Raw genomic sequence first — 19424 nt, 5'->3', positions numbered from 1 at the left:
CTCACTCAATTTAGCCATTGTCGACGGCGACGGTGCCCACCGCTGGCGAAGATCCCGCACAACAGGGCGATCAGTGCGACGGCCCCACCGGTGACGAACCATTGTTGCTGCTCGGTCAGCCAGCGGGTCAAGGCGCCGCCCTGTGCATCTTTGAGTTGCTGGGCCAGGCGTTGGTTCTCCTGGCGAAGGCGACTCAATTGAGCGCTTTCGCGGGTGGCATCCGCGCTTTGCAGTTGCTTGCTCAGTTCTTCACGTTGCCGTTCGCTTTCTTTCAAACGTTGCTGCAACTCGGTGATCTGGGCGCCGGCGCTCAAGGACAGGGGCGTGGAACTGCCGGTGCTCGAGGTTTCTTCAGCGTGGGCCGTAGCCCCGATCATTAACACTGCCAACAGACACAACTGACGTAAGCGCATCGGAACTCCTGATTCCACACGAATATTCAGAACGTTGTCGGCAGGTTGCCGAAAATAATGAGCAATTAGGAGTGCGCCGTACTCAATAGGTTCGGCGCAATCGGGATCAGGGCAGGACTTGCTTGAAGGGTTTGATCACTACGTCGGCGTAGACCCCCGCGGCGACATAGGGATCGGCCTTGGCCCAGGCCTGGGCATCGGCCAGCGAGGCAAACTCGGCGACGATCAGGCTACCGGTAAAACCGGCGTCGCCCGGGTCGTTGCTGTCCACGGCCGGGTGCGGGCCGGCCAGCACGATGCGGCCTTCGGCTTGAAGGACTTTCAGGCGCTCGACGTGGGCCGGGCGCACGGACAGGCGTTTTTCCAGCGAGTTGGCGACGTCGGTGGCAATGATGGCGTAGAGCATGTCAGTCCTCGGTTTTCGGCGTAGTAGGCTCGGTGTCATGCAGGTGGCGCGACAGGTAGATGCCCTGGGCGACCAGGAACAGCACGGTCATGCCCAGGCTGCCGAACACTTTGAAGTCGACCCAGTAGTCCTGGAAGGTAAACGCCACGAACAGGTTGGCGGCGCCGCAGAAGATGAAAAACGCGATCCAGGCCAGGTTCAAGCGTGTCCACACCGGTTCCGGCAGGGTCAGCGCGTGGCCCATGATCCGCTTGATCAGCAGGCGATCACCGATGAAGTGGCTGCCGATGAACGCCAGGGCGAACAGCCAGTTCACCACCGGCGCTTTCCATTTCAGGAAGGTTTCGCTGTGGAAGGCCAGGGTCAGGCTGCCGAAGACCAGGCAGGCGACCAGGGTCAGCCACTGGCTTTTTTCCAGTTTGCGCTGGGAAATGAAGATGGCGCCGTAGACCACCACAGAGCTGATGATGAGCACGGCGGTGGCACTGTAGATGCCGCCGACAGTCAGCTCATGGCCGGCCAGGTCGATGACCCTGGGGTCGAGTTTGTAAACGATGAAAAACAGCAACAGCGGGATGAAGTCGATGAATTGTTTCACAGTAAGAGCCAGAAGCTGGATGTGGCGGCATAATAACAAACATCCTTGGTTGCGATAGCGCCAGCTGACTTGAGGTTACACCCCCCCGTGAATGTTGATTTGCACTGCCACAGCACGGCCTCCGACGGCGCCCTGGCGCCCGCGGTACTGGTTGCGCGTGCGTTTGAAAAAGGCGTGCGAGTCCTCTCGTTGACCGACCACGACACCCTCGAAGGCCTCGACGAAGCCCGTACAACGGCCCATGCCCTGGGCATGCAGCTGGTCAACGGGGTGGAATTGTCCTGCACCTGGGGCGGCGCCACCATTCATGTGCTCGGCTACGGCTTCGATCAAAAAGCGCCGCCGCTGGTGGAGGCTATCGCGCAATTGCACGATGGCCGCTGGCTGCGGTCCGAAGAAATAAGCCGAAAACTCAGCCTCAAAGGCATGCCCAACGCCCTCGACGGCGCCCGCGCCATCCAGCAGGAACTGGGTGACAGCGGCAACGCGCCGGCCCGTCCGCACTTTGCCGACTGGATGGTGCGTGAGGGTTTTGTCAAGGACCGCGCCGAAGCCTTTCGCAAGTGGCTGGGCGCCGGCAAGTTGGGCGATGTGAAGCAACATTGGCCGACCCTCGAAGACACCGTCGAGACCCTGCGGGCCTCCGGAGCCTGGGTCAGCCTGGCCCATCCCTGGCATTACGATTTCACCCGCAGCAAGCGTCGCAAGCTGATTGGCGACTATATTGGAGCTGGCGGTCACGCGATTGAAGTGGTCAACGGCTTTCAACCCGCCGAACAGGTGGGCAGCCTGTCGATCCTTGCTCGCGAATTTGGTCTGCTGGTCAGCGCCGGCAGTGACTTTCATGGCCCTGGCGGCTGGTCCGAGATCGGCGAGTACCGCGCGGTCCCGGAAGATTTGCCGCTGTTGTGGGGGAGATTCAAGCATGACCCCATTATTGCCACCGTCTGAACAGGTAGAACCCGTGAGTCAATTCTTCCAGATTCATCCGGAAAACCCCCAGGCGCGCCTGATCAAGCAGGCCGTAGAGATCATTCGCGCCGGCGGTGTGGTGATCTACCCGACCGATTCGTCCTACGCCATCGGTTGCCAGATCGGTGACAAGGGCGCTGTCGAGCGTGTCAGACGTCTGCGCCAGCTGGATGACAAGCACAACTTCGCGCTGATCTGCAGCGACTTGTCCCAGCTGGGCCTGTTCGCCAAGGTCGACACCGGCACCTTCCGCCTGCTCAAGGCCCACACGCCAGGGCCCTACACCTTTATCCTCAACGCGACCCGCGAAGTGCCGCGCCTGCTGCTGCACCCGAAAAAACGCACCATTGGCCTGCGGGTGCCGGAGCATCCCATCGCCCTAGCGTTGCTGGCCGAGCTGGGTGAGCCGTTGATGAGTGTGTCGCTGATCATGCCCGGCGACACCGAGCCCCTGGAAGACCCATACGAAATGCGCCAATTGCTGGAAAAACAGGTCGACCTGATCATCGACGGCGGTTTCGGCGGCAACAAGGCCTCCACCGTGATCAACCTGGCCGACGGCGAACCTGAAGTGATCCGTGTCGGTTGCGGCGATCCTGCGCCCTTTATGGCCGAGGCCTGAATGTCAGCCGTGGAAACCGTCGACAGCCAGGCGGGCGCCCAGCAGGAGCTGCCGTTTGCCATGGTCTACGGCCAGGCGGTGCTGGAAATGCCGCTGGACCTGTACATTCCGCCGGACGCCCTGGAGGTCTTCCTTGAGGCTTTCGAGGGCCCGCTGGACTTGCTGCTGTACCTGATCCGCAAGCAGAACATCAACATCCTCGACATCCCGGTGGCGGAAATCACCCGCCAGTACATGGGCTATGTCGAATTGATGCAGTCGGTACGCCTGGAACTGGCTGCCGAGTACCTGGTGATGGCCGCCATGCTCGCCGAGATCAAGTCGCGCATGCTGTTGCCGCGCGCGGAGACGGTCGAGGCCGAAGAGGACGACCCGCGCGCCGAACTGATCCGCCGGCTGCAGGAATACGAGCGCTTCAAGGCCGCCGCCGAAGGTATCGACGGCCTGAGCCGCGTCGGTCGCGACGTGGTGGTACCCAAGCTCGACGCCCCCGAGGCCCGTGCACGCAAGCTGCTGCCGGACGTGAGCCTGGAAGAGTTGCTGATGTCCATGGCCGAGGTGCTGCGCCGTGGCGATATGTTCGAGCACCACCAGGTCAGCCGCGAGGCCCTGTCCACCCGCGAGCGCATGAGCGATGTACTCGAACGCCTCAAGGGCGGCGGGTTTGTGCCGTTTGTGGAGCTGTTCACGGCGGAAGAAGGGCGCCTGGGGGTGGTGGTGACCTTTATGGCGGTCCTCGAACTGGTCAAGGAGTCCTTGGTCGAGCTGGTCCAGAATGAGCCTTTTGCGGCTATCCACGTGCGGGCGCGAGCCGAATAAAGAGCTGAAACGATGAATCTGACTGAACCCCGCGAACTGGCCCCGTTACTGGAGGCCTTTCTCCTGGCCTCGGGTAAGCCGCAATCCCTGGAGCGTCTGTTCGAACTGTTTGAGGAAGCCGAGCGCCCTGAACCGCCGGTGTTCAAGAAGGCACTGGAAATCCTGCGCAAATCCTGCGACGGCCGCGCCTTTGAACTGCGCGAGGTGGCGTCGGGTTATCGCCTGCAGATCCGTGAGAAGTTTTCCCCGTGGGTCGGCCGCCTCTGGGAAGAGCGCCCGCAGCGCTATTCACGGGCGATGCTGGAGACCATGGCGCTGATCGCCTATCGCCAGCCCATCACCCGTGGCGAAATCGAGGACGTGCGGGGCGTGGCGGTCAACAGCCATATCGTCAAGACGCTGCTGGAGCGTGAGTGGATCCGCATCGTCGGCTACCGCGACGTGCCCGGCAAACCGGCGATGTTCGCCACCACCAAGGTGTTCCTCGACCATTTCAACCTGAAAAACCTCGACGACCTGCCGCCCCTGGCCGAATTGCGCGAGATGGAAGCCGAGCCGGTACTTGACTTCGACGACGCCCCGGTCCCGGCGAGCCTGCAGGAACTGGCCGACGCCACCGCCGAGCCGGAAGAGCCCAAGGACGAAACCAGTTTCCATACGTTGTTGCTGGAACTGGACGACATGGAGCAGGGCATCAAGACCGACTTTGATGACTTGCTGCGCGATGGTGCGGCCGAGCCGGACGCCCAGGTGAGCGTGGAGGTCGAGCCTGAACCTGAGGACGATATCCTCGGCGTGGCCGAAGCCCGCGAAAAACTCCTGGCCGCCGTCGCCGCCCTCGAACAACCGCCCCTGAGCGACGAAGAAGACGAAGCCCGGGCACTGGCCGAGGCCATCGAGGCAGAACGCCGCCAGTTCGAAGACTGACGCAGTCCAATGTAGGAGGGGGCTTGCCCCCGATAGCGGTGGTTCAGTTAAAGAGATTGAGACTGACACACCGCAATCGGGGGCAAGCCCCCTCCCACAAGGGTTCAGTGGTGCCCTGGGCATCGCCGGTCGGCGGAAAAAGCAATGACCTGGCGCTTATCGACTAGTCTCTGATGCGCAATGCGCGCCATGGGCGTATGATTCGCGACCCTTTGCCGACCTATTCGGCCAAAGCCCCGCTTTCAACACTCTTCAGGCCACGCCTGAATCGACCCACCGGGAGGTGCTTAAGATGAACGATAAAGACCAGAACGACAGCCAGGAAATCGGCCCTGCAGGCGAAAAGCTGCAAAAGGTGCTGGCGCGTATCGGCGTGGGCTCGCGCCGCGACGTCGAAGCCTGGATCACCCAGAAGCGCATCAAGGTCAACGGCGTCGAGGCCACCCTTGGCCAGCGCGTCGACCTGCACGATGCAATCACCATTGATGGCAAGGTCATCAAGCGTGAAGAGGCCGCCGAATCGGTGCGCCGCGTGATCATGTACAACAAGCCCGATGGCGAGATCTGCACCCGTGACGACCCGGAAGGCCGTCCGACCGTGTTCGACAAGATGCCTAAGCCCAAGGAAGGCCGTTGGATCAACATCGGTCGTCTCGACATCAACACCACCGGCTTGCTGATGTTCACCACCGACGGTGAACTGGCCAACCGCCTGATGCACCCGTCCTACGAGATGGACCGCGAATACGCCGTGCGTGTGCGTGGTGAAGTCGATGACGAGATGATCGAACGCCTCAAGGCCGGCGTGGTGCTGGAAGACGGCCCGGCCAAGTTCACCGACATCAAGCAGGCGCCGGGCGGTGAAGGTTTCAACCACTGGTACCACTGCGTGGTGATGGAAGGCCGTAACCGTGAAGTGCGTCGCCTGTGGGAATCCCAGGGCCTGGTGGTCAGCCGCCTGAAGCGCGTGCGTTTTGGCCCGGTGTTCCTCAACTCCGACCTGCCGATGGGCCGCTGGCGTGAAATGAGCCAGTACGAAGTCGACATCCTCAGCGCCGAAGTCGGCCTGACGCCGGTCGCCATGCCGCAGATGAACGCCAAGAGCAAAGACAAGCTCGATCGTATGCAGCGTAAATCGTCGCGCCCCGTGGCCCGCACCGAACGTGTTGCCCGCACCCTGCGCCCGGCGCTGGATGCACCGGCGACCGGCGGGCGTATCTCGCGTCAACCGCATATCGAAGGCGAGCGTCGCCCCACCGCGCCATCGCGCCAGGAAGGCGAACGTGCGCCACGCACCCCACGCCCAGCCGGTCGTGGTGACGCGCCAAGCGGTGGTCGCAGCAACCGTGGTGACGCCGGTCGCGGTGCTCCGGCATCCGATCACCCAGCCGACAGCGCCAACACCAAGCGCCCGGCCAAGCCAGCGCCGAAAAAGCGCCCAGGCCTGAAGCTGGTGGCGGACGAGCCATCGGGCAAGCGCCGTGGCGCACCGGCCGGTTCGGGTCAGCGTCCAGGCTTCGGTCGCAAGAAGCCGCAGTGATGTAACCGCTGCACACAAACGCCAACCCTAGGGTTGGCGTTTTTTTTTGCCTTGGAATACAGGTAAAACATGTGGGATGGGGCTTGCTCCCACAGTTGGTTCTCCATCATTTTCAAGTTCGGTGTTCAGAACGCGAAGGTGCCGTCAAACACCGGTTTGTCATCCAGCGCCAACACCCCACTGGCAAAGATCAGGTCCAGGTGATGGCTGCCTTTCTGCCCGCCACCCAAGCCCAGGTGCAAGCCGCAATGGCGCTCCTCGAACCCGGCATTGCGCGCGTACAGGTCCTTCACCCCTTCATTGGTGCCAATCCCCAGTTCCTCCACCCGGCGATTGGACGGGTTGGCATTCAGGTATTTATTGAAGTCGTCGGCCAGCCCCGGCACGTCACTGGCCACGCTGCAGATGGTCGAGTTTTCGATCCACAGTTCCAGCGGTGACTGCAGCACGCCGTACTTGCGTGCGAAGGGGATGGTGCTGAGAAAGGTGCCGACAAACCGCACCTGGCCATTGATGGCTTCGCTGTGGGTGGCGATTTCGCCGGGGGCCAGGTCGTGGTTGCCGATGCCGTTGATATTGGTCCACTTCTTGATGCTGCTCATGGGCGCCTGCAGGCGTGAGCCGTGTTTGTCGGTAAAGCTCAGCACAGCGGCTTGGGACATGCGCCGGATCAGCGTGGCGTTGAGGTCGGCGATGCGCTGCGGCTCGACGCTGAAGGTGTCGTAGAAATAGTCGCCGTAATCCTTGAACAGCAGGGATTTCTTCCAGTGTTCGGCCATCACGCCTTGCAGGGCACGGATAAAGTCCGGGCCTTCGGCGCGCGGGTTGGGCAGGGTGGAGGAATCGTAGAGGAACAGGTACAGGTCGCAGGCTTCGATGGCCTGCGCCAGGCTGTCGCTGTCGGCCAGGTCCAGGCGCTGCACCTGGAAGTTGAAACGGGCGGCGCTGCTCTGGGCGATCGCCTGGGCGATGGCGTCGTAGCGCTCGGTGTGGCCCAGCAGCACGGTGGGGCAGTTCAGGCCGCCGAGGGCCGGATGGTGTGCAAGGTAGTAGAGAAAGTGTTCAACGGCGCGGGCCTTGTCCATGACGTATGTCCTTGTGTGCCTTGGGTAAGGAGGCAGGTGCCGTGCACAGCACCTGCCGAATACGTGCCGGGTGTCAGAAAGGCCACATCGCCGTGCCAAATGGCACAACGGCATCGGCTTGCATCATTTCAACGGCGGCCTCGTGGGTCGGCGCTTCAAACCAATCGTCGAGTTGCAGTTCGGTTTCCAGGTCGTTTTCCAGTGCTTGCATGGTGTATCTCCTAGAGGACGTTGTTTGAGAACGGCTTGCCAGCGGGCTTCGCTGGGCAAGTGAAAGAACCTAGGTGAGAGTGTTTGGTAATGCAAAAAATTTATTGACACGGTCTCATTTGGATTTTTTCTTCTGTTTTTTCGCCGGCTTTTTTTCTTCAGCAAATACAGTGAGCTGGCGTCGCTAATGGTGATGAATTTTCCTACCGCCATTTTTTCAAAAACTTACAGCTGTAACGCCGATTTTCCAGGCTGTAACGATTAATTTACGTGTAGCTCGCGGCATGATTGCCCTATTTACCGCTGTAAGGAATACCTGACAGATCGTCGCACGTGCTCCGCGGGTACGGCTTGAAGCTGTCGAGCGGTGTACAATGCGCCGCGTTTTACTGTGACCCCCTTGCGTAACCACGCAAAAGGCCAAGACCTCAGGGTTTACCCACCCTGATCACTCCGCCTGGCCACGAGCCCGGCGGGTTCGATTTCGTCACAGATAAAAACAAACAGGTGACGCATGACCGTTAGAAAGACGCTGTACTCCTGGTGCCTGCGCTGGGGTTTGAGCGGCGCTGCTTGAGTCGGTAATTCAAGGCAGCAACCTGCATTCAACATCATCAAACCTTGCGTGAGACCCTTTTCATGAGTGAACCCCATTCCTCTTCAGGCGAGCTGAAACGCGGCCTGAAAAATCGGCATATCCAGTTGATCGCCCTTGGTGGCGCCATCGGCACCGGCCTGTTCCTGGGCTCGGCCGGCGTGCTCAAATCCGCCGGCCCGTCGATGATCCTGGGTTATGCCATCTGCGGCTTCATTGCCTTCATGATCATGCGCCAGCTCGGCGAAATGATCGTCGAAGAGCCGGTCGCCGGTTCCTTCAGCCACTTTGCCCACAAGTACTGGGGCGGTTTCGCCGGCTTCCTGTCGGGCTGGAACTGCTGGATCCTGTACATCCTGGTGGGCATGTCCGAGCTGACAGCCGTCGGCAAATACGTGCACTACTGGTGGCCGGAGATCCCGACCTGGGTGTCGGCGGCGGCGTTCTTCGTGCTGATCAACCTGATCAACCTGGCCAACGTCAAAGTCTTTGGTGAAGCGGAGTTCTGGTTCGCCATCATCAAGGTGGTGGCCATCGTCGGCATGATCGCCCTGGGCAGCTACCTGCTGGTCAGCGGCAGCGGCGGCCCGCAAGCCTCGGTGAGCAACCTGTGGGAACACGGCGGCTTCTTCCCCCATGGCGTCAGCGGCTTGGTGATGGCCATGGCGATCATCATGTTCTCCTTCGGCGGCCTGGAAATGCTCGGCTTTACCGCCGCCGAAGCCGACCAGCCACGCACCGTGATCCCCAAGGCGATCAACCAGGTGATCTACCGCATCCTGATCTTCTACATCGGCGCCCTGGTGGTATTGCTGTCGCTGACACCATGGGACAGCCTGCTGGCCACCCTCAACGCCTCCGGCGATGCCTACAGTGGCAGCCCGTTCGTGCAGGTGTTCTCCATGCTGGGCAGCAACACCGCCGCGCATATCCTCAACTTCGTGGTGTTGACGGCGGCGTTGTCGGTGTACAACAGCGGCACCTACTGCAACAGCCGCATGCTGCTGGGCATGGCTGAGCAGGGTGATGCGCCCAAGGCGCTGGCCAAGATCGACAAGCGCGGCGTGCCGGTGCGTTCGATCCTCGCGTCGGCGGCGGTCACGCTGGTGGCGGTGTTGATGAACTACTTCATCCCGCAACATGCGCTGGAATTGCTGATGTCCCTGGTGGTGGCCACGCTGGTGATCAACTGGGCGATGATCAGCTTCTCCCACTTCAAGTTCCGCCAGCACATGAACCGCACCGGCCAGGTGCCGCTGTTCAAGGCGCTGTGGTACCCGTATGGCAACTATGTGTGCCTGGCGTTCGTGGTGTTTATCCTGGTGATCATGCTGATGATTCCGGGAATCCAGGTGTCGGTGTACGCGATCCCGCTGTGGGTGGCGTTTATGGCGGTGTGTTATTGGATCAAGAACAAGCGCAGTGCTGAAGCGGCGTTGAGCACCGCGAGTGCAGCGTTGAAGTAAACAGGCGCCTACCTGGAAAACCCCGCATCCTGCATAGGGCGCGGGGTTTTTTGCGGTTTGAAGCCGTCAACTTTTTGAAATCACACCGCTCATGTATTCATTCAAGTCGCGAAAGTCCTTAACGTTCCAGGCATGCGGCGCGACCTTCACCCCATTCTCGCGCAGCGTTTTTGGGATCAGGTCTCCATTCGGGCGAAGTATGACCGACGACACAATAACGCCCGGGTAAGCCGCCAGCCGTTTTTTGAAGGCTGGGGTTGTCAGGTCAGGTGTAGGCGGGTTGCTTTTATTGGCCAACGGCCCCGTTGCCTTGAGGTCCGGCCCGTGGCACATGGCGCAGCGCTGTGAATAGAGGTTTTTGCCATTGGCGTTATCTGCAAAGGACAGTGACGTTTGAATGAGTGATAAGGTGCCGAGCAAAGTGATCAATAGTCTTTTCATTGTCATGCGTCCTTGTTGTTGAGGCTGTTGTCCTGATTGGGTGTGTCTGTTGCCTAGGGTTTATTGAGTGATGCTGGTTATTTCCAACAACGTGCACCTGCCCGATGCCGAAATCGAGCTGACCGCCATCCGCGCCCAGGGCGCCGGCGGGCAGAACGTCAACAAGGTGTCGAGCGCGGTGCACCTGCGGTTTGATATTCCGGCGTCGTCGCTGCCGGCGTTCTACAAGGAGCGACTGCTGGCACTGCGTGACAGCCGTATCACCAGCGAAGGCGTGCTGGTGCTCAAGGCCCAGCAGTACCGGACCCAGGAACAGAACCGCGCCGACGCGCTGGAGCGCCTGGTGGAGCTGATCCTCAGTGCCACCAAGGTCGAGAAGAAGCGCCGCCCGACCAAGCCCACCCTGGGCTCGAAAAAGCGGCGCCTGGAATCCAAGACCAAGCGCGGCAGCATCAAGGCCGGGCGCGGCAAGGTCGACTTCTAGGCATCGCGCGCTTCGCGGGCCTTGGGTGCTTGCCGGTACAGGTAGACACTCAGCAGCAGCCCACCGAGGGCGGCGAGGGCGGCGAACAGGAAGATCGACGCAAAACCGAAACCTGCCGCCACGGCCCCGGCCAGCGGCCCGGTAATGCCCAGCGACAGGTCGATAAACAGCGAATAGGCGCCCACCGCCGAACCACGGCTGGATGCGGGCACCAGGTTGACCGCCTCCACCCCCAGCGCCGGAAACACCAGGGAGAAGCCGAAACCGCTCAACGCCGCGCCGGCCAGGGCCAGGTTGGCATCCGGCGCCAGCCACAACAGCAGCAGGCCGAGGATCTCCACCGACAGGCAGGCGATCGCTACGCGAAAGCCGCCGATACGGTTGATCAAGTTGCCGAACAGCAGGCGCGCACCGATAAAGCTGGCGCCGAACAGGCTCAATGCCCACACCGCGTTATCCCAGTGCTGGGTGGTGTAATACAGGGTGATAAAGGTGGCGATGGTGCCAAAGCCGATGGAGCCCAGGGCCAGCGCGCAGCCGTGGGGCAGGACTCGGCCCAGTACGTTCATGAACGGCAGGCGCACGCCGGCGACGATGGGGGCGGCCACTTTGTTCCAGGCCAGCAGCACGCCGACGACCGCCAGCAGGATAATGCTGACACCCATGCTCCACAGTCCGAAATTCCGCACCAGCAGCACACCCAACGGCGCACCGACCGCCAGCGCGCCGTAACTGGCGATGCCGTTCCACGAAATGACCTTGGCGGTATTGGCCGCGCCCACCCGGCCGATGCCCCAGCCGATGGCACCTGAGCCCACCAGGCTTTCTGCGCTGCCCAGTACCAATCGACCAATGAGCAGGCTGGCCAGGCTGACGGCCGGCACGCTTGAAAACCACGCCGCAAGCAACATGAACACGCCACTCGCGCCGCAGCCCACCAGGCCGATCAGCACCGCCCGCTTGCTGCCCAGGTTATCGATGATTTTGCCGGCATAGGGGCGGCTCAGCAGCGTGGCCAGGTACTGCACGCTGATCACCAGGCCGGCGATCACCGCGCCGTAGCCCAGTTCACTGTGGACATAGCCCGGCAACACGGCCAGGGGAATGCCGATATTCAGGTAGCCGATAAAGGTGAACAACACGATGGAAACAACTTGCAGCGTTACCGCCAGGGGGCGCTGGGTATCTGGCATGGGAGAGGTCCACTGTCGCAGCAGGTAAAGATAGGCTGCTAATGATACCGGGGCTTGGGCGTGCGCAGGGCGGTAAAACGCAAAAACGTCAGATCAAAAAGACGTCAGGCTTGAAGGGGGGCGAGTAACTGGGTGGTGACCAGGGCGGCCAGGGCGTTTTCCTGGGTGCCGAAGCGCTTGAGCAGCAAGGCTTGTTTGTCCGCGCTGAGGCGGTTCCACACGTCGACCATCTGCAGGGCGGTGTCGAGTACGGCGGTGTCCGGGAGGGTGTCTGTCATGGCGGGTACCTCGGGGTGATTCAGGCAGTGTGGAAAGCGTTCAAAGGTACGCTTTCCACACGGTCTGGTACGGCGTCAGTCCTGGCTCTTGCTGTCGACTGGTTTTGCTTCTTTGGCCTCAGGCTGCTTCGCGCTGGCCTGCTGCGGTGTTGGCTGCTCAGTTTCGTGCAGGCTTGGGAAGGGGAGATTAGGTATCTCGTGCATCGTCGTCGCTCCTCGCAAAGTCTGTTTTTTCAATCGCAGGTGATTCCGCGCTCTCAAAAAGCCTTGGCAGGATACAGCACTGTAAATGACAAAAAGACTTTTATATCGCCGGCTGTACGAACCTTTTATCGTTTTTACGCAAGTGACAAGAGGTCACATCGCTCAGAACGGCACCTTGCCGAGGATCATGTCGCGGTACATCACAAAATCCCCGAGCAAGCTGTAGAACGGGTGCTGGAAGGTCGCCGGACGGTTCTTTTCGAAGAAGAAGTGCCCGATCCAGGCAAAACTGTAGCCGGCAATCGGCACGGCCAACAACAGGACCAGCGAACCCCTGCCGATGGCATAGGCCAGGATGCCGATCACCAGGGTAGTGCCGATAAAGTGCAGGCGCCGGCAGGTGCTGTTGCCGTGCTCGGTCAGGTAATAGGGGTAAAACTCGGCAAAGCTGTTGAATCGATTGAGGTTTTCCACTGCAGCCGGCCCTTTGATTGTTGTGCCGCCGAACAGATGTTCGGCGGGGAGCTTATTTGAGTCTAGAGTGATCAGTGGTAACAGCCAGTGACAATAGATGCCACTTTAGTATCCTTGGCTTTCCTGGCTGCCATTTTGAGCCTGCTTTATTAAGAAGACGCCATGAGCGAACGAACAACTTCTGCAAGCTGGGCGATGGGGATAGTCAAGGCACTGGAAATGGACGGCCTGGATTGCCGCGCCTTGTTCAAGCAACTGGGCCTGGACTACGCCGCCCTGAGTGACCCCGATGCACGGTTCCCGCAAGACTCCATGACTCGCCTGTGGCAGCGCGCGGTCGAGCTGTCGGGTAACCCGGCGATTGGCCTGAACATGGGCAAGGTGGTGCGCCCGGCGTCGTTTCATGTGGCCGGTTACGCCTTGATGTCCAGCAACACCCTGGCCGAGGGCTTTATGCGCCTGGTGCGTTACCAGCGGATCATCGCCGAAAGCGCCGATTTGAGTTTCCGACTATTACCTGAAGGCTATGCGCTGATTCTGACGGTGCATGGCGATCATCTTCCGCCGACCCGACAAAGCGCCGAAGCCTCCCTGGCCTGTGCGTTGGCGCTGTGCGGCTGGCTCACCGGGCGGACCCTGCAACCCCGCAAAGTGCTGTTGCAGGGCGATCAACCGGGGGACCTGGCCCCCTATAAACAAGCGTTCCATGCCCCGCTGGAGTTCAATGCGCCGTATGACGCGCTGATCTTTGAGCGCGCCGACATGGACGCGCCGCTGCCCACGGCCAACGAGGCCATGGCGCTGTTGCACGATCGATTTGCCGGTGAATACCTGGCGCGGTTCTCCGAAAGCCGCGTGACCCACAAGGCGCGGCAGGTGCTGTGCCGACTGCTGCCCCAGGGCGAGCCCAAGCGCGAAGTGGTGGCCCAGACCCTGCACCTGTCCCAGCGCACCTTGCAGCGGCGCCTGCAGGAAGAAGGCACGAGTTTCCAGACCCTGCTCGACGACACCCGCCGCGAACTGGCCGAGCAGTACCTGGCGCAGCCGAGCATGACCCTGTTAGAGATCGCCTACCTGCTGGGCTTTGCCGACCCGAGCAACTTCTTTCGCGCGTTTCGCCGCTGGTTCGATGCCACGCCCGGCGAATACCGGGCGCGACTGCAGGACGCGTCGACGGTCAGTGACGCCAGAACGCCGGAATGCACAGAACAAAGACTGTGATGATTTCCAGCCGGCCCAGCAGCATGCCCAGGGACAGGATCCACTTGGCCGCATCCGGCAGGCTGGCGAAGTTGCCGGCCGGGCCAATGGTTTCCCCCAGGCCCGGGCCGACACCGGACACGGTGCTGGCGGCGCCGGTGAGTGCGGTCATCCAGTCCAGGCCCAGCAGCGACAAGGCCAGGGCGATGGCGCAGATGGTGATGGCGAAGAAAAACGAAAAGGTCAGGATCGAACGCACGATCTCTTCGTCGAGGCGGTGGCCGTTGTACTTCTGCTTGATTACCGCGCGCGGGTGAATCAGCTGGTTCAAGTTGGCCTTGAGCAGGATATAGGCGACCTGGAAGCGGAAAATCTTGATCCCGCCCGCCGTGGAGCCGGAACAGCCACCGATGAAGCCCAGGTAGAAAAACAGCATCAGTGAGAAGTTGCCCCACAGGCTGTAGTCCCCCAGTGCAAAACCGGTGGTGGTCACTACCGACGTGACGTTCAACGCCACATGGCGCAGGGCGTCCAGCCAATGCAGGTTGGTGGTCCACCAGTACCAGGTGCCGAGCACCAGCCAGGTCACCAGCAACAGGCCGAGCAAGCCTTGTACTTGCTGATCCTTGATCAATGCCTTGCGATTACCCCGCAAGGTGGCCACGTACAGGGTGAACGGCAAGCTGCCGAGGATCATCACCACCACCGCCACCCAGTGCACCGCCGGTTGTTTCCAGTGCGCCAGGGATTCGTCCGAGGTGGAGAACCCACCGGTGGAAATCGCCGACATCGCATGGTTGATCGCATCGAACAGGCCCATGCCGGCCCACCAGAACGCCAGGCTGCCGAGGATGGTGATGCCGACGTAGGCCGCCACGATCAGCCGCGCCACCATGTGCGAGCGGGGCATGACCTTCTCTGAGCGGTCCGAGGATTCGGTCTGGAACAGGCGCATGCCACCGATACGCAGCAGCGGCAGGATCGCCACCGCCATGCCGATAAAGCCGATGCCGCCGAGCCAGTGCAGCAGCGAGCGCCACATCAAAATGCCGGGGGACAGGGTGTCCAGGCCGCTCAGCACCGTGGAACCGGTGGCGGTGATACCTGACATGCTTTCGAAAAACGAGTCGGTGTAGCTGATGTGCTGGGTCAGCAGGAACGGCAGCGCGGCGAACACGCATACCACCACCCAACTGCTGACCGTGAGCAGGTACATGTCTCGCGGACGCAGGTGCACGTGTTCGGGACGACCGGGAATCACCAGGGCAAGCCCGGCGACAAAGGTGATCAGGCTGGCCCAGAGGAACGAGGGCAGGTCGCTGGTCCGTTCGAAAATCACCAGGGTGGCCATGGGCACGACCATGGCGATCGCAAGGGTGATCAGGAAGATGCCGATGATGAAACCGATGATGCGTAGGGTCGGCAACGCCATGAAGTGAGCTCGAAATAGGGCAGAGGCGTCATTCTACCTGGGGTGCCGGGCATGTAAACCGGGCCTTGAAAGCGACGCAAATCAAATGTGGGAGGGGGTGGCGGTCCTACTGTGAAAGGCAGGTAAAAAAAAGGCGACCCGAAGGCCGCCTCATTCAACACCGTACTGATCAGAACTCGTGATCAGCGTTATCCGGGTTCAGGTCGCTGATGCCCAGCTTGCCTGCCGCGGCCTCGATCGAACCGGTCTGCTTGACCAGGGCGGCGATGGCGTCACGCACGATCTGGTTGCCTGCGTCGTTACCGGCCGCGATCAACTGGTCGTAGTGTTCACCTTTCTGAGCGTGATCAACCATGACCTGGATTTTCGCTTCGGTCGCCGCCAGGTCCGCTTTCAGCGCGGTATCGGCAGCCGGGTCGACCTTGGCCACCAGGGACGACAGGCTGGCGCCGGTCAGTTTGGTGCCGTCGACGCGGGTGTACTCGCCCAGGTAGACGTTGCGGATACCCTTGGCGTCGTAGAAGTGCGAGTAATGGGTGTTGTCGCTGAAGCAGTCCTGTTCGTCTTCGGGCGAGTTGGCTTCCAGGGAAACCTTCATGCGTTCACCGGCCAGTTCGCCCAAGGACAGGCTGCCCATGCCGAACAACATTTTGCGCAGGCCGTCGGTGGCAGGTTCTGCCTCCAGGGTGGCGCGGTAGTTGTCTTCGACGTTGGGTTTCCAGTTGCCGACCATTTCCTGCAGGTCGCTGACCAGCAGTTGGGTCACGGCGGTCAGGTAGGCGCGGCGGCGCTCGTTGTGGCCGCCGGTTGCGCCGTCGCCGGTCAGGTAATCCGACGCAGGGCGGTTGCCGGCGCCTGGGCCGGTGCCGTTCAGGTCCTGGCCCCAGAGCAGGAATTCGATGGCGTGGTAGCCGGTGGCGACGTTGGCTTCGGAACCGCCCAGCTCATTGAGGCTGGCGAGTTTTTCCGGGGTGATGTCCTTCACGTCGACCTTGTCTTCGCCGACCTGGACTTCGGTGTTGGCGATGATGTTGGCGGTAGCGCCCGGGTTGCCCAGAGCGTGTTCGTAGGATTTGTCGACGTAGTCGATCAGACCTTCGTCCAGAGGCCAGGCGTTAACCTGACCTTCCCAGTCATCGATGATGGTGTTGCCGAAGCGGAACACTTCGCTCTGCAGGTACGGAACGCGCGCGGCAACCCAGGCGGCGCGGGCGGCTTTCAGGGTTTCGTCGTTCGGTTTGGCGAGGAAGGCGTCGATTGCGGTTTGCAGGGTTTTTGCCGTGGACTCGGCATCGCTGTACACCGCGAAGACCATGTCGGCGTAATGCGCAACCACGGCCTTGGCGGCCGCTTCATCGACCTGGCCGGCAGGGGTGGCAGCCGCTGGAGCGGTGGTGCTGGCAGCCGGGGTCGGCGCCTGGTTGGCTGCGGGCTTGTCTTTACCTTCGCCGCAACCGGCGAGAGAAATGGCAATGGCCAGCAGACTGGCGGTGGCCAGGGGCATACGAATCATGGCGAACATCCTGCTTCGGTTGTTGATGGGCGCGCGGGGGTCGCGCAAAACTGCGACATAATGCGAAAGATTTGCATTTTGTGTAAAGGGTTATACGCGGGAAATCTTCAGTATCGTTTTGTCCGCTCAGAGAATAGCCGCGCCATTGCGCTCCGCCTGCTTCAAAAAAGCCGCCAACTCCCGGGCCGGCAGGGGTTTACTGTAGTAGTAACCCTGACCTTCATGGCAACCCTCGGAGATGATGTAGGCCTCCTGCTCCGCGGTTTCCACGCCTTCCGCGATGACCTGCATGCCCAGGCTTTTGCCCAGTTGGATAATGGCGCGAACGATGGTGGCGTCGTCATCGTCGTCCAGCAGGTCCTGGACGAAGCTTTTGTCGATCTTGATCTTGTCCAGGGGCAGGCTCTTCAAATAGCTCAAGGAGGAATAGCCGGTGCCGAAATCATCAATCGCGATCAATGCCCCGGAGCGGCGCAGGCTCAACAGGTGTTGGGCGGCGGTGCTGATGTCTTCCATCAGGCCGGTCTCGGTGACTTCCAGTTCCAGGCTGCGCGGCGGCAGGCGGTAGATCTGCATCAGGTTGTTGACCACCCGTGGCAACTCGGTGTGGTGCAACTGCACGGTGGACAGGTTGACCGCCATGCGCAGTTCGGTGAAGCCCAGGTCATGCCATTCGCGCAATTGTCGACAGGCCTGGTCCAGTACCCATTCGCCAATCGGAATAATGGTGCCGTTCTGTTCTGCCAGCGGGATGAACAGGTCCGGCGGCACCAGGCCGTGTTCCGGGTGCTGCCAGCGGATCAGGGCTTCCACGCCTACCACACGCTGGTCGCGGTAGCTGATCTGCGGCTGGTAGACCAGGTGGAACTGGTCGCGGCTGAGGGCATCGCGCAGGTCTTTTTCCAGCTCGCGGCGGCGGCGCATTTCGCTGTCGACGCTGGCGATATAGAACTGATAGCGGTTGCGAGAGCGACTCTTGGCCAGGGTCATGGTCTGTTCGGCTTTTTGCAGCAGCTTCTCGGTGCTGTCGCCATCTTCGGGAAACAAGGTGATGCCGATGGTGGCGCGCAGGCGAATTTCCTCGTGGTCGAGGGCGAACTCCGCCTCCAGGTCGTCGAGGATGCTTTGCGCCAGTTCGGCCGCTTCGTAGGGCTGGTCGATATCGGCCTGTACCAGCGCGAACTGGTCGCCCCCCAGGCGGGCGAGGGCGCCGAGGCGACCGCTGTGGGCGCGCAGACGGTCGGCCAGGGCCAGCAGCAATTTGTCGCCGGCCTGGTAGGTGAACTGCTCGTTGACGCTTTTGAAGTCATCCAGTCCCACGCACAGCACCGCTACGCGGCGCTGGCGGCGGCCGGCGTCGATGAGGATCTTGTCCAGTTGCTCCTGCAGTTTCTGGCGGTTGGGCAGGCCGGTGAGAAAATCGTACTGGGCCATGCGCAGCAGGCTGGATTCCGCCTCATGGCGCAGGTGGGTGTTGCGCTCGATGGATTCGAGCAACTGGTTGGCGGTGTTGATCCACAACCCCAACTCGTTGCGCTCGTGGCCCTTGAGTTGCGGGATCTTGTGCTCGCTGGGACGGTCCGGGTTGATCGATGTCAGGTGTTCGATAATCCGCGACAGCGGCTTGGTCAGCAGCCAGTGGTAAACCAGGTACAACACCAGGCCCATGGCCAAGGCGCGTAACACGCCGGAAATGAAGATGATCACCGAACTGACAATAAAACCCTGGCCGTACGTGGCGGTGTCGAGGGTAATGCTCAGGTCGCCGTAATATTCGCTGTAGGGGCCTTTGCCGACCAAGGCCGTGGTGAAGGTGCGTTCCCGGCCAAGAATCAGGTCGGTGAGCCAGCGGCTGGGGGAGTGCTGCAAGGCGCGGCTTTTTTCTGCCAGCATGGTTTCGTTGGGATGGCCGATGGAGGCCATGCGCACCGCCTCGTCCTGGAACAGCCCCTCTATCACCTGCATGCCCATCTCGCGGTCCAGGCTATAGACGGCCTGGGTCGAGGGGTCGCGAAACATGTCGAGGATGCGCTGGGCATCACCGGCCACGGCCTGGCGCGTCTTGTAGGCATCGAAAACGATCTGCGCCACGCTCAGCGTCACGCCCACGATCAACGCCGACAGCAGCACGACCCGTAGCAACTTCACCGACAAGCTGTTTTTGAGTTCCAGCTTCAAAGGGGCATTCCTTGTCTCATGCGGGTGGCCTTCAATATGCCATGAGTATTGGCAATCTGAGGTTGGCAGTCAAAGGAACATTGCGGCTGGGGATGGTTTGGGAAAAATGTCGAGGAGCGTTGTGGCTCAGCGTCGCGTGGGGTGAGAAATAAAACTGGGGCGCGAGGGGGCTGTAGGCGGATTGAGATCCGCCATTCCCTCTTTATCCTCCTATCTTCGGCAGTACCTCTGCGGCGGAAGATGCAAAGTTGATTGTTCCTTTGAGCGCTTGCCCTGCGCCTGGTGCGGCGCTGTCCAGTACAGGAGCGGCTACATCAGCGACTACGGGGAGCGCGGTTTGAGTCGCTTGGGTGGCGACCCCGACGGCTAATCCG

At 61.2% G+C, this 19424-nt stretch carries 20 protein-coding genes; 8 read left to right on the top strand and 12 right to left on the bottom strand.

Going from position 1 to position 19424, the window contains the following annotated elements; translation table 11 throughout:
- Nucleotides 1-5 precede the first annotated feature (5 nt).
- The 3 genes from C8K58_RS28310 to C8K58_RS28300 all read right to left on the bottom strand — a co-directional run bounded on the left by C8K58_RS28310 (nt 6) and on the right by C8K58_RS28300 (nt 1417).
- A complete protein-coding gene (locus C8K58_RS28310) occupies nt 6-413 on the bottom strand; it encodes a translation initiation factor 2 (protein ID WP_027605567.1) in 408 nt (135 codons plus the stop codon).
- Between the two features lie 106 nt (nt 414-519).
- The gene (locus C8K58_RS28305; RefSeq protein ID WP_027605568.1) at nt 520-819 is read right to left on the bottom strand and encodes a YciI family protein; all 300 of its coding nucleotides are present in this window, start codon (nt 817-819) and stop codon (nt 520-522) included.
- A 1-nt stretch (nt 820) separates the two neighbouring features.
- Nucleotides 821-1417, bottom strand: coding sequence for a septation protein A (locus C8K58_RS28300; RefSeq protein ID WP_027605569.1), 597 nt, complete (start codon nt 1415-1417; stop codon nt 821-823).
- 87 nt (nt 1418-1504) lie between these two features.
- On the opposite strand from C8K58_RS28300, the gene C8K58_RS28295 reads away from it, so the two are divergent.
- The 5 genes from C8K58_RS28295 (at nt 1505) to rluB (ending at nt 6297) form a co-directional block, all read left to right on the top strand.
- Entirely contained in the window at nt 1505-2368 is an 864-nt protein-coding gene (locus C8K58_RS28295; protein ID WP_027605570.1) for a PHP domain-containing protein, read from the top strand.
- A 13-nt stretch (nt 2369-2381) separates the two neighbouring features.
- Nucleotides 2382-3011 (top strand): L-threonylcarbamoyladenylate synthase, encoded by a 630-nt coding sequence (locus C8K58_RS28290; protein ID WP_027605571.1) that lies wholly within the window; start codon nt 2382-2384, stop codon nt 3009-3011.
- Nucleotides 3012-3131: 120 nt separating this feature from the next.
- The gene (locus C8K58_RS28285) at nt 3132-3830 is read left to right on the top strand and encodes a ScpA family protein (RefSeq protein ID WP_169898658.1); all 699 of its coding nucleotides are present in this window, start codon (nt 3132-3134) and stop codon (nt 3828-3830) included.
- A gap of 12 nt (nt 3831-3842) precedes the next feature.
- A complete protein-coding gene (scpB, locus tag C8K58_RS28280; RefSeq protein ID WP_027605573.1) occupies nt 3843-4757 on the top strand; it encodes an SMC-Scp complex subunit ScpB in 915 nt (304 codons plus the stop codon).
- 292 nt (nt 4758-5049) lie between these two features.
- Nucleotides 5050-6297, top strand: a complete 1248-nt coding sequence (gene rluB, locus C8K58_RS28275; protein WP_027605574.1) for a 23S rRNA pseudouridine(2605) synthase RluB — start codon at nt 5050-5052, stop codon at nt 6295-6297.
- 125 nt (nt 6298-6422) lie between these two features.
- Here rluB and C8K58_RS28270 read toward each other — a convergent pair whose 3' ends face one another.
- Together C8K58_RS28270 and C8K58_RS32560 are read right to left on the bottom strand one after the other, a co-directional pair.
- Nucleotides 6423-7382 (bottom strand): hypothetical protein, encoded by a 960-nt coding sequence (locus C8K58_RS28270; RefSeq protein ID WP_027605575.1) that lies wholly within the window; start codon nt 7380-7382, stop codon nt 6423-6425.
- 73 nt (nt 7383-7455) lie between these two features.
- Complete coding sequence (locus C8K58_RS32560) at nt 7456-7593, bottom strand: hypothetical protein (protein ID WP_003175756.1); 138 nt, start codon at nt 7591-7593, stop codon at nt 7456-7458.
- 638 nt (nt 7594-8231) lie between these two features.
- Between C8K58_RS32560 and C8K58_RS28260 the strand changes: the two genes are divergently transcribed.
- Entirely contained in the window at nt 8232-9653 is a 1422-nt protein-coding gene (locus C8K58_RS28260) for an amino acid permease (protein WP_027605577.1), read from the top strand.
- Nucleotides 9654-9719: 66 nt separating this feature from the next.
- On the opposite strand, the gene C8K58_RS28255 is transcribed toward C8K58_RS28260, so the two are convergent.
- Complete coding sequence (locus C8K58_RS28255) at nt 9720-10094, bottom strand: cytochrome c (protein WP_027605578.1); 375 nt, start codon at nt 10092-10094, stop codon at nt 9720-9722.
- Nucleotides 10095-10164: 70 nt separating this feature from the next.
- Between C8K58_RS28255 and arfB the strand changes: the two genes are divergently transcribed.
- Nucleotides 10165-10578, top strand: coding sequence for an alternative ribosome rescue aminoacyl-tRNA hydrolase ArfB (gene arfB, locus C8K58_RS28250; protein ID WP_017139168.1), 414 nt, complete (start codon nt 10165-10167; stop codon nt 10576-10578).
- Here the strand turns inward: arfB and C8K58_RS28245 are convergent.
- The 3 genes from C8K58_RS28245 to C8K58_RS28240 all read right to left on the bottom strand — a co-directional run bounded on the left by C8K58_RS28245 (nt 10575) and on the right by C8K58_RS28240 (nt 12727).
- On the bottom strand, nt 10575-11771 hold the full coding sequence (locus C8K58_RS28245) for an MFS transporter (protein ID WP_108574749.1): 1197 nt from the start codon (nt 11769-11771) through the stop codon (nt 10575-10577). The two genes, arfB and C8K58_RS28245, sit on opposite strands and share 4 nt — an antisense overlap.
- Before the next feature lie 104 nt (nt 11772-11875).
- On the bottom strand, nt 11876-12049 hold the full coding sequence (locus C8K58_RS32555) for a hypothetical protein (RefSeq protein WP_162844272.1): 174 nt from the start codon (nt 12047-12049) through the stop codon (nt 11876-11878).
- A gap of 366 nt (nt 12050-12415) precedes the next feature.
- Nucleotides 12416-12727, bottom strand: a complete 312-nt coding sequence (locus C8K58_RS28240) for a DUF962 domain-containing protein (RefSeq protein ID WP_108574748.1) — start codon at nt 12725-12727, stop codon at nt 12416-12418.
- Nucleotides 12728-12889: 162 nt separating this feature from the next.
- Between C8K58_RS28240 and C8K58_RS28235 the strand changes: the two genes are divergently transcribed.
- Nucleotides 12890-13948 (top strand): AraC family transcriptional regulator, encoded by a 1059-nt coding sequence (locus C8K58_RS28235; protein ID WP_027605581.1) that lies wholly within the window; start codon nt 12890-12892, stop codon nt 13946-13948.
- Here C8K58_RS28235 and C8K58_RS28230 read toward each other — a convergent pair.
- The 3 genes from C8K58_RS28230 to C8K58_RS28220 form a co-directional block, all read right to left on the bottom strand.
- Complete coding sequence (locus C8K58_RS28230) at nt 13905-15359, bottom strand: TrkH family potassium uptake protein (protein ID WP_027605582.1); 1455 nt, start codon at nt 15357-15359, stop codon at nt 13905-13907. The two genes, C8K58_RS28235 and C8K58_RS28230, sit on opposite strands and share 44 nt — an antisense overlap.
- 169 nt (nt 15360-15528) lie before the next feature.
- Nucleotides 15529-16872 carry an imelysin family protein gene (locus tag C8K58_RS28225; protein WP_108574747.1) on the bottom strand — a complete coding sequence of 448 codons (1344 nt, stop codon included), beginning with the start codon at nt 16870-16872 and terminating at the stop codon, nt 15529-15531.
- A 126-nt stretch (nt 16873-16998) separates the two neighbouring features.
- A complete protein-coding gene (locus C8K58_RS28220) occupies nt 16999-19050 on the bottom strand; it encodes a bifunctional diguanylate cyclase/phosphodiesterase (protein ID WP_027605584.1) in 2052 nt (683 codons plus the stop codon).
- Between the last annotated feature and the right edge of the window lie 374 nt (nt 19051-19424).

The organism is Pseudomonas sp. GV047 (assembly GCF_003058245.1).
GTDB classification, from domain to species: domain Bacteria; phylum Pseudomonadota; class Gammaproteobacteria; order Pseudomonadales; family Pseudomonadaceae; genus Aquipseudomonas; species Aquipseudomonas marginalis.
Note: the sequence above shows the minus strand (reverse complement) of the source record. Positions and strands in the feature narration are given on the sequence as shown.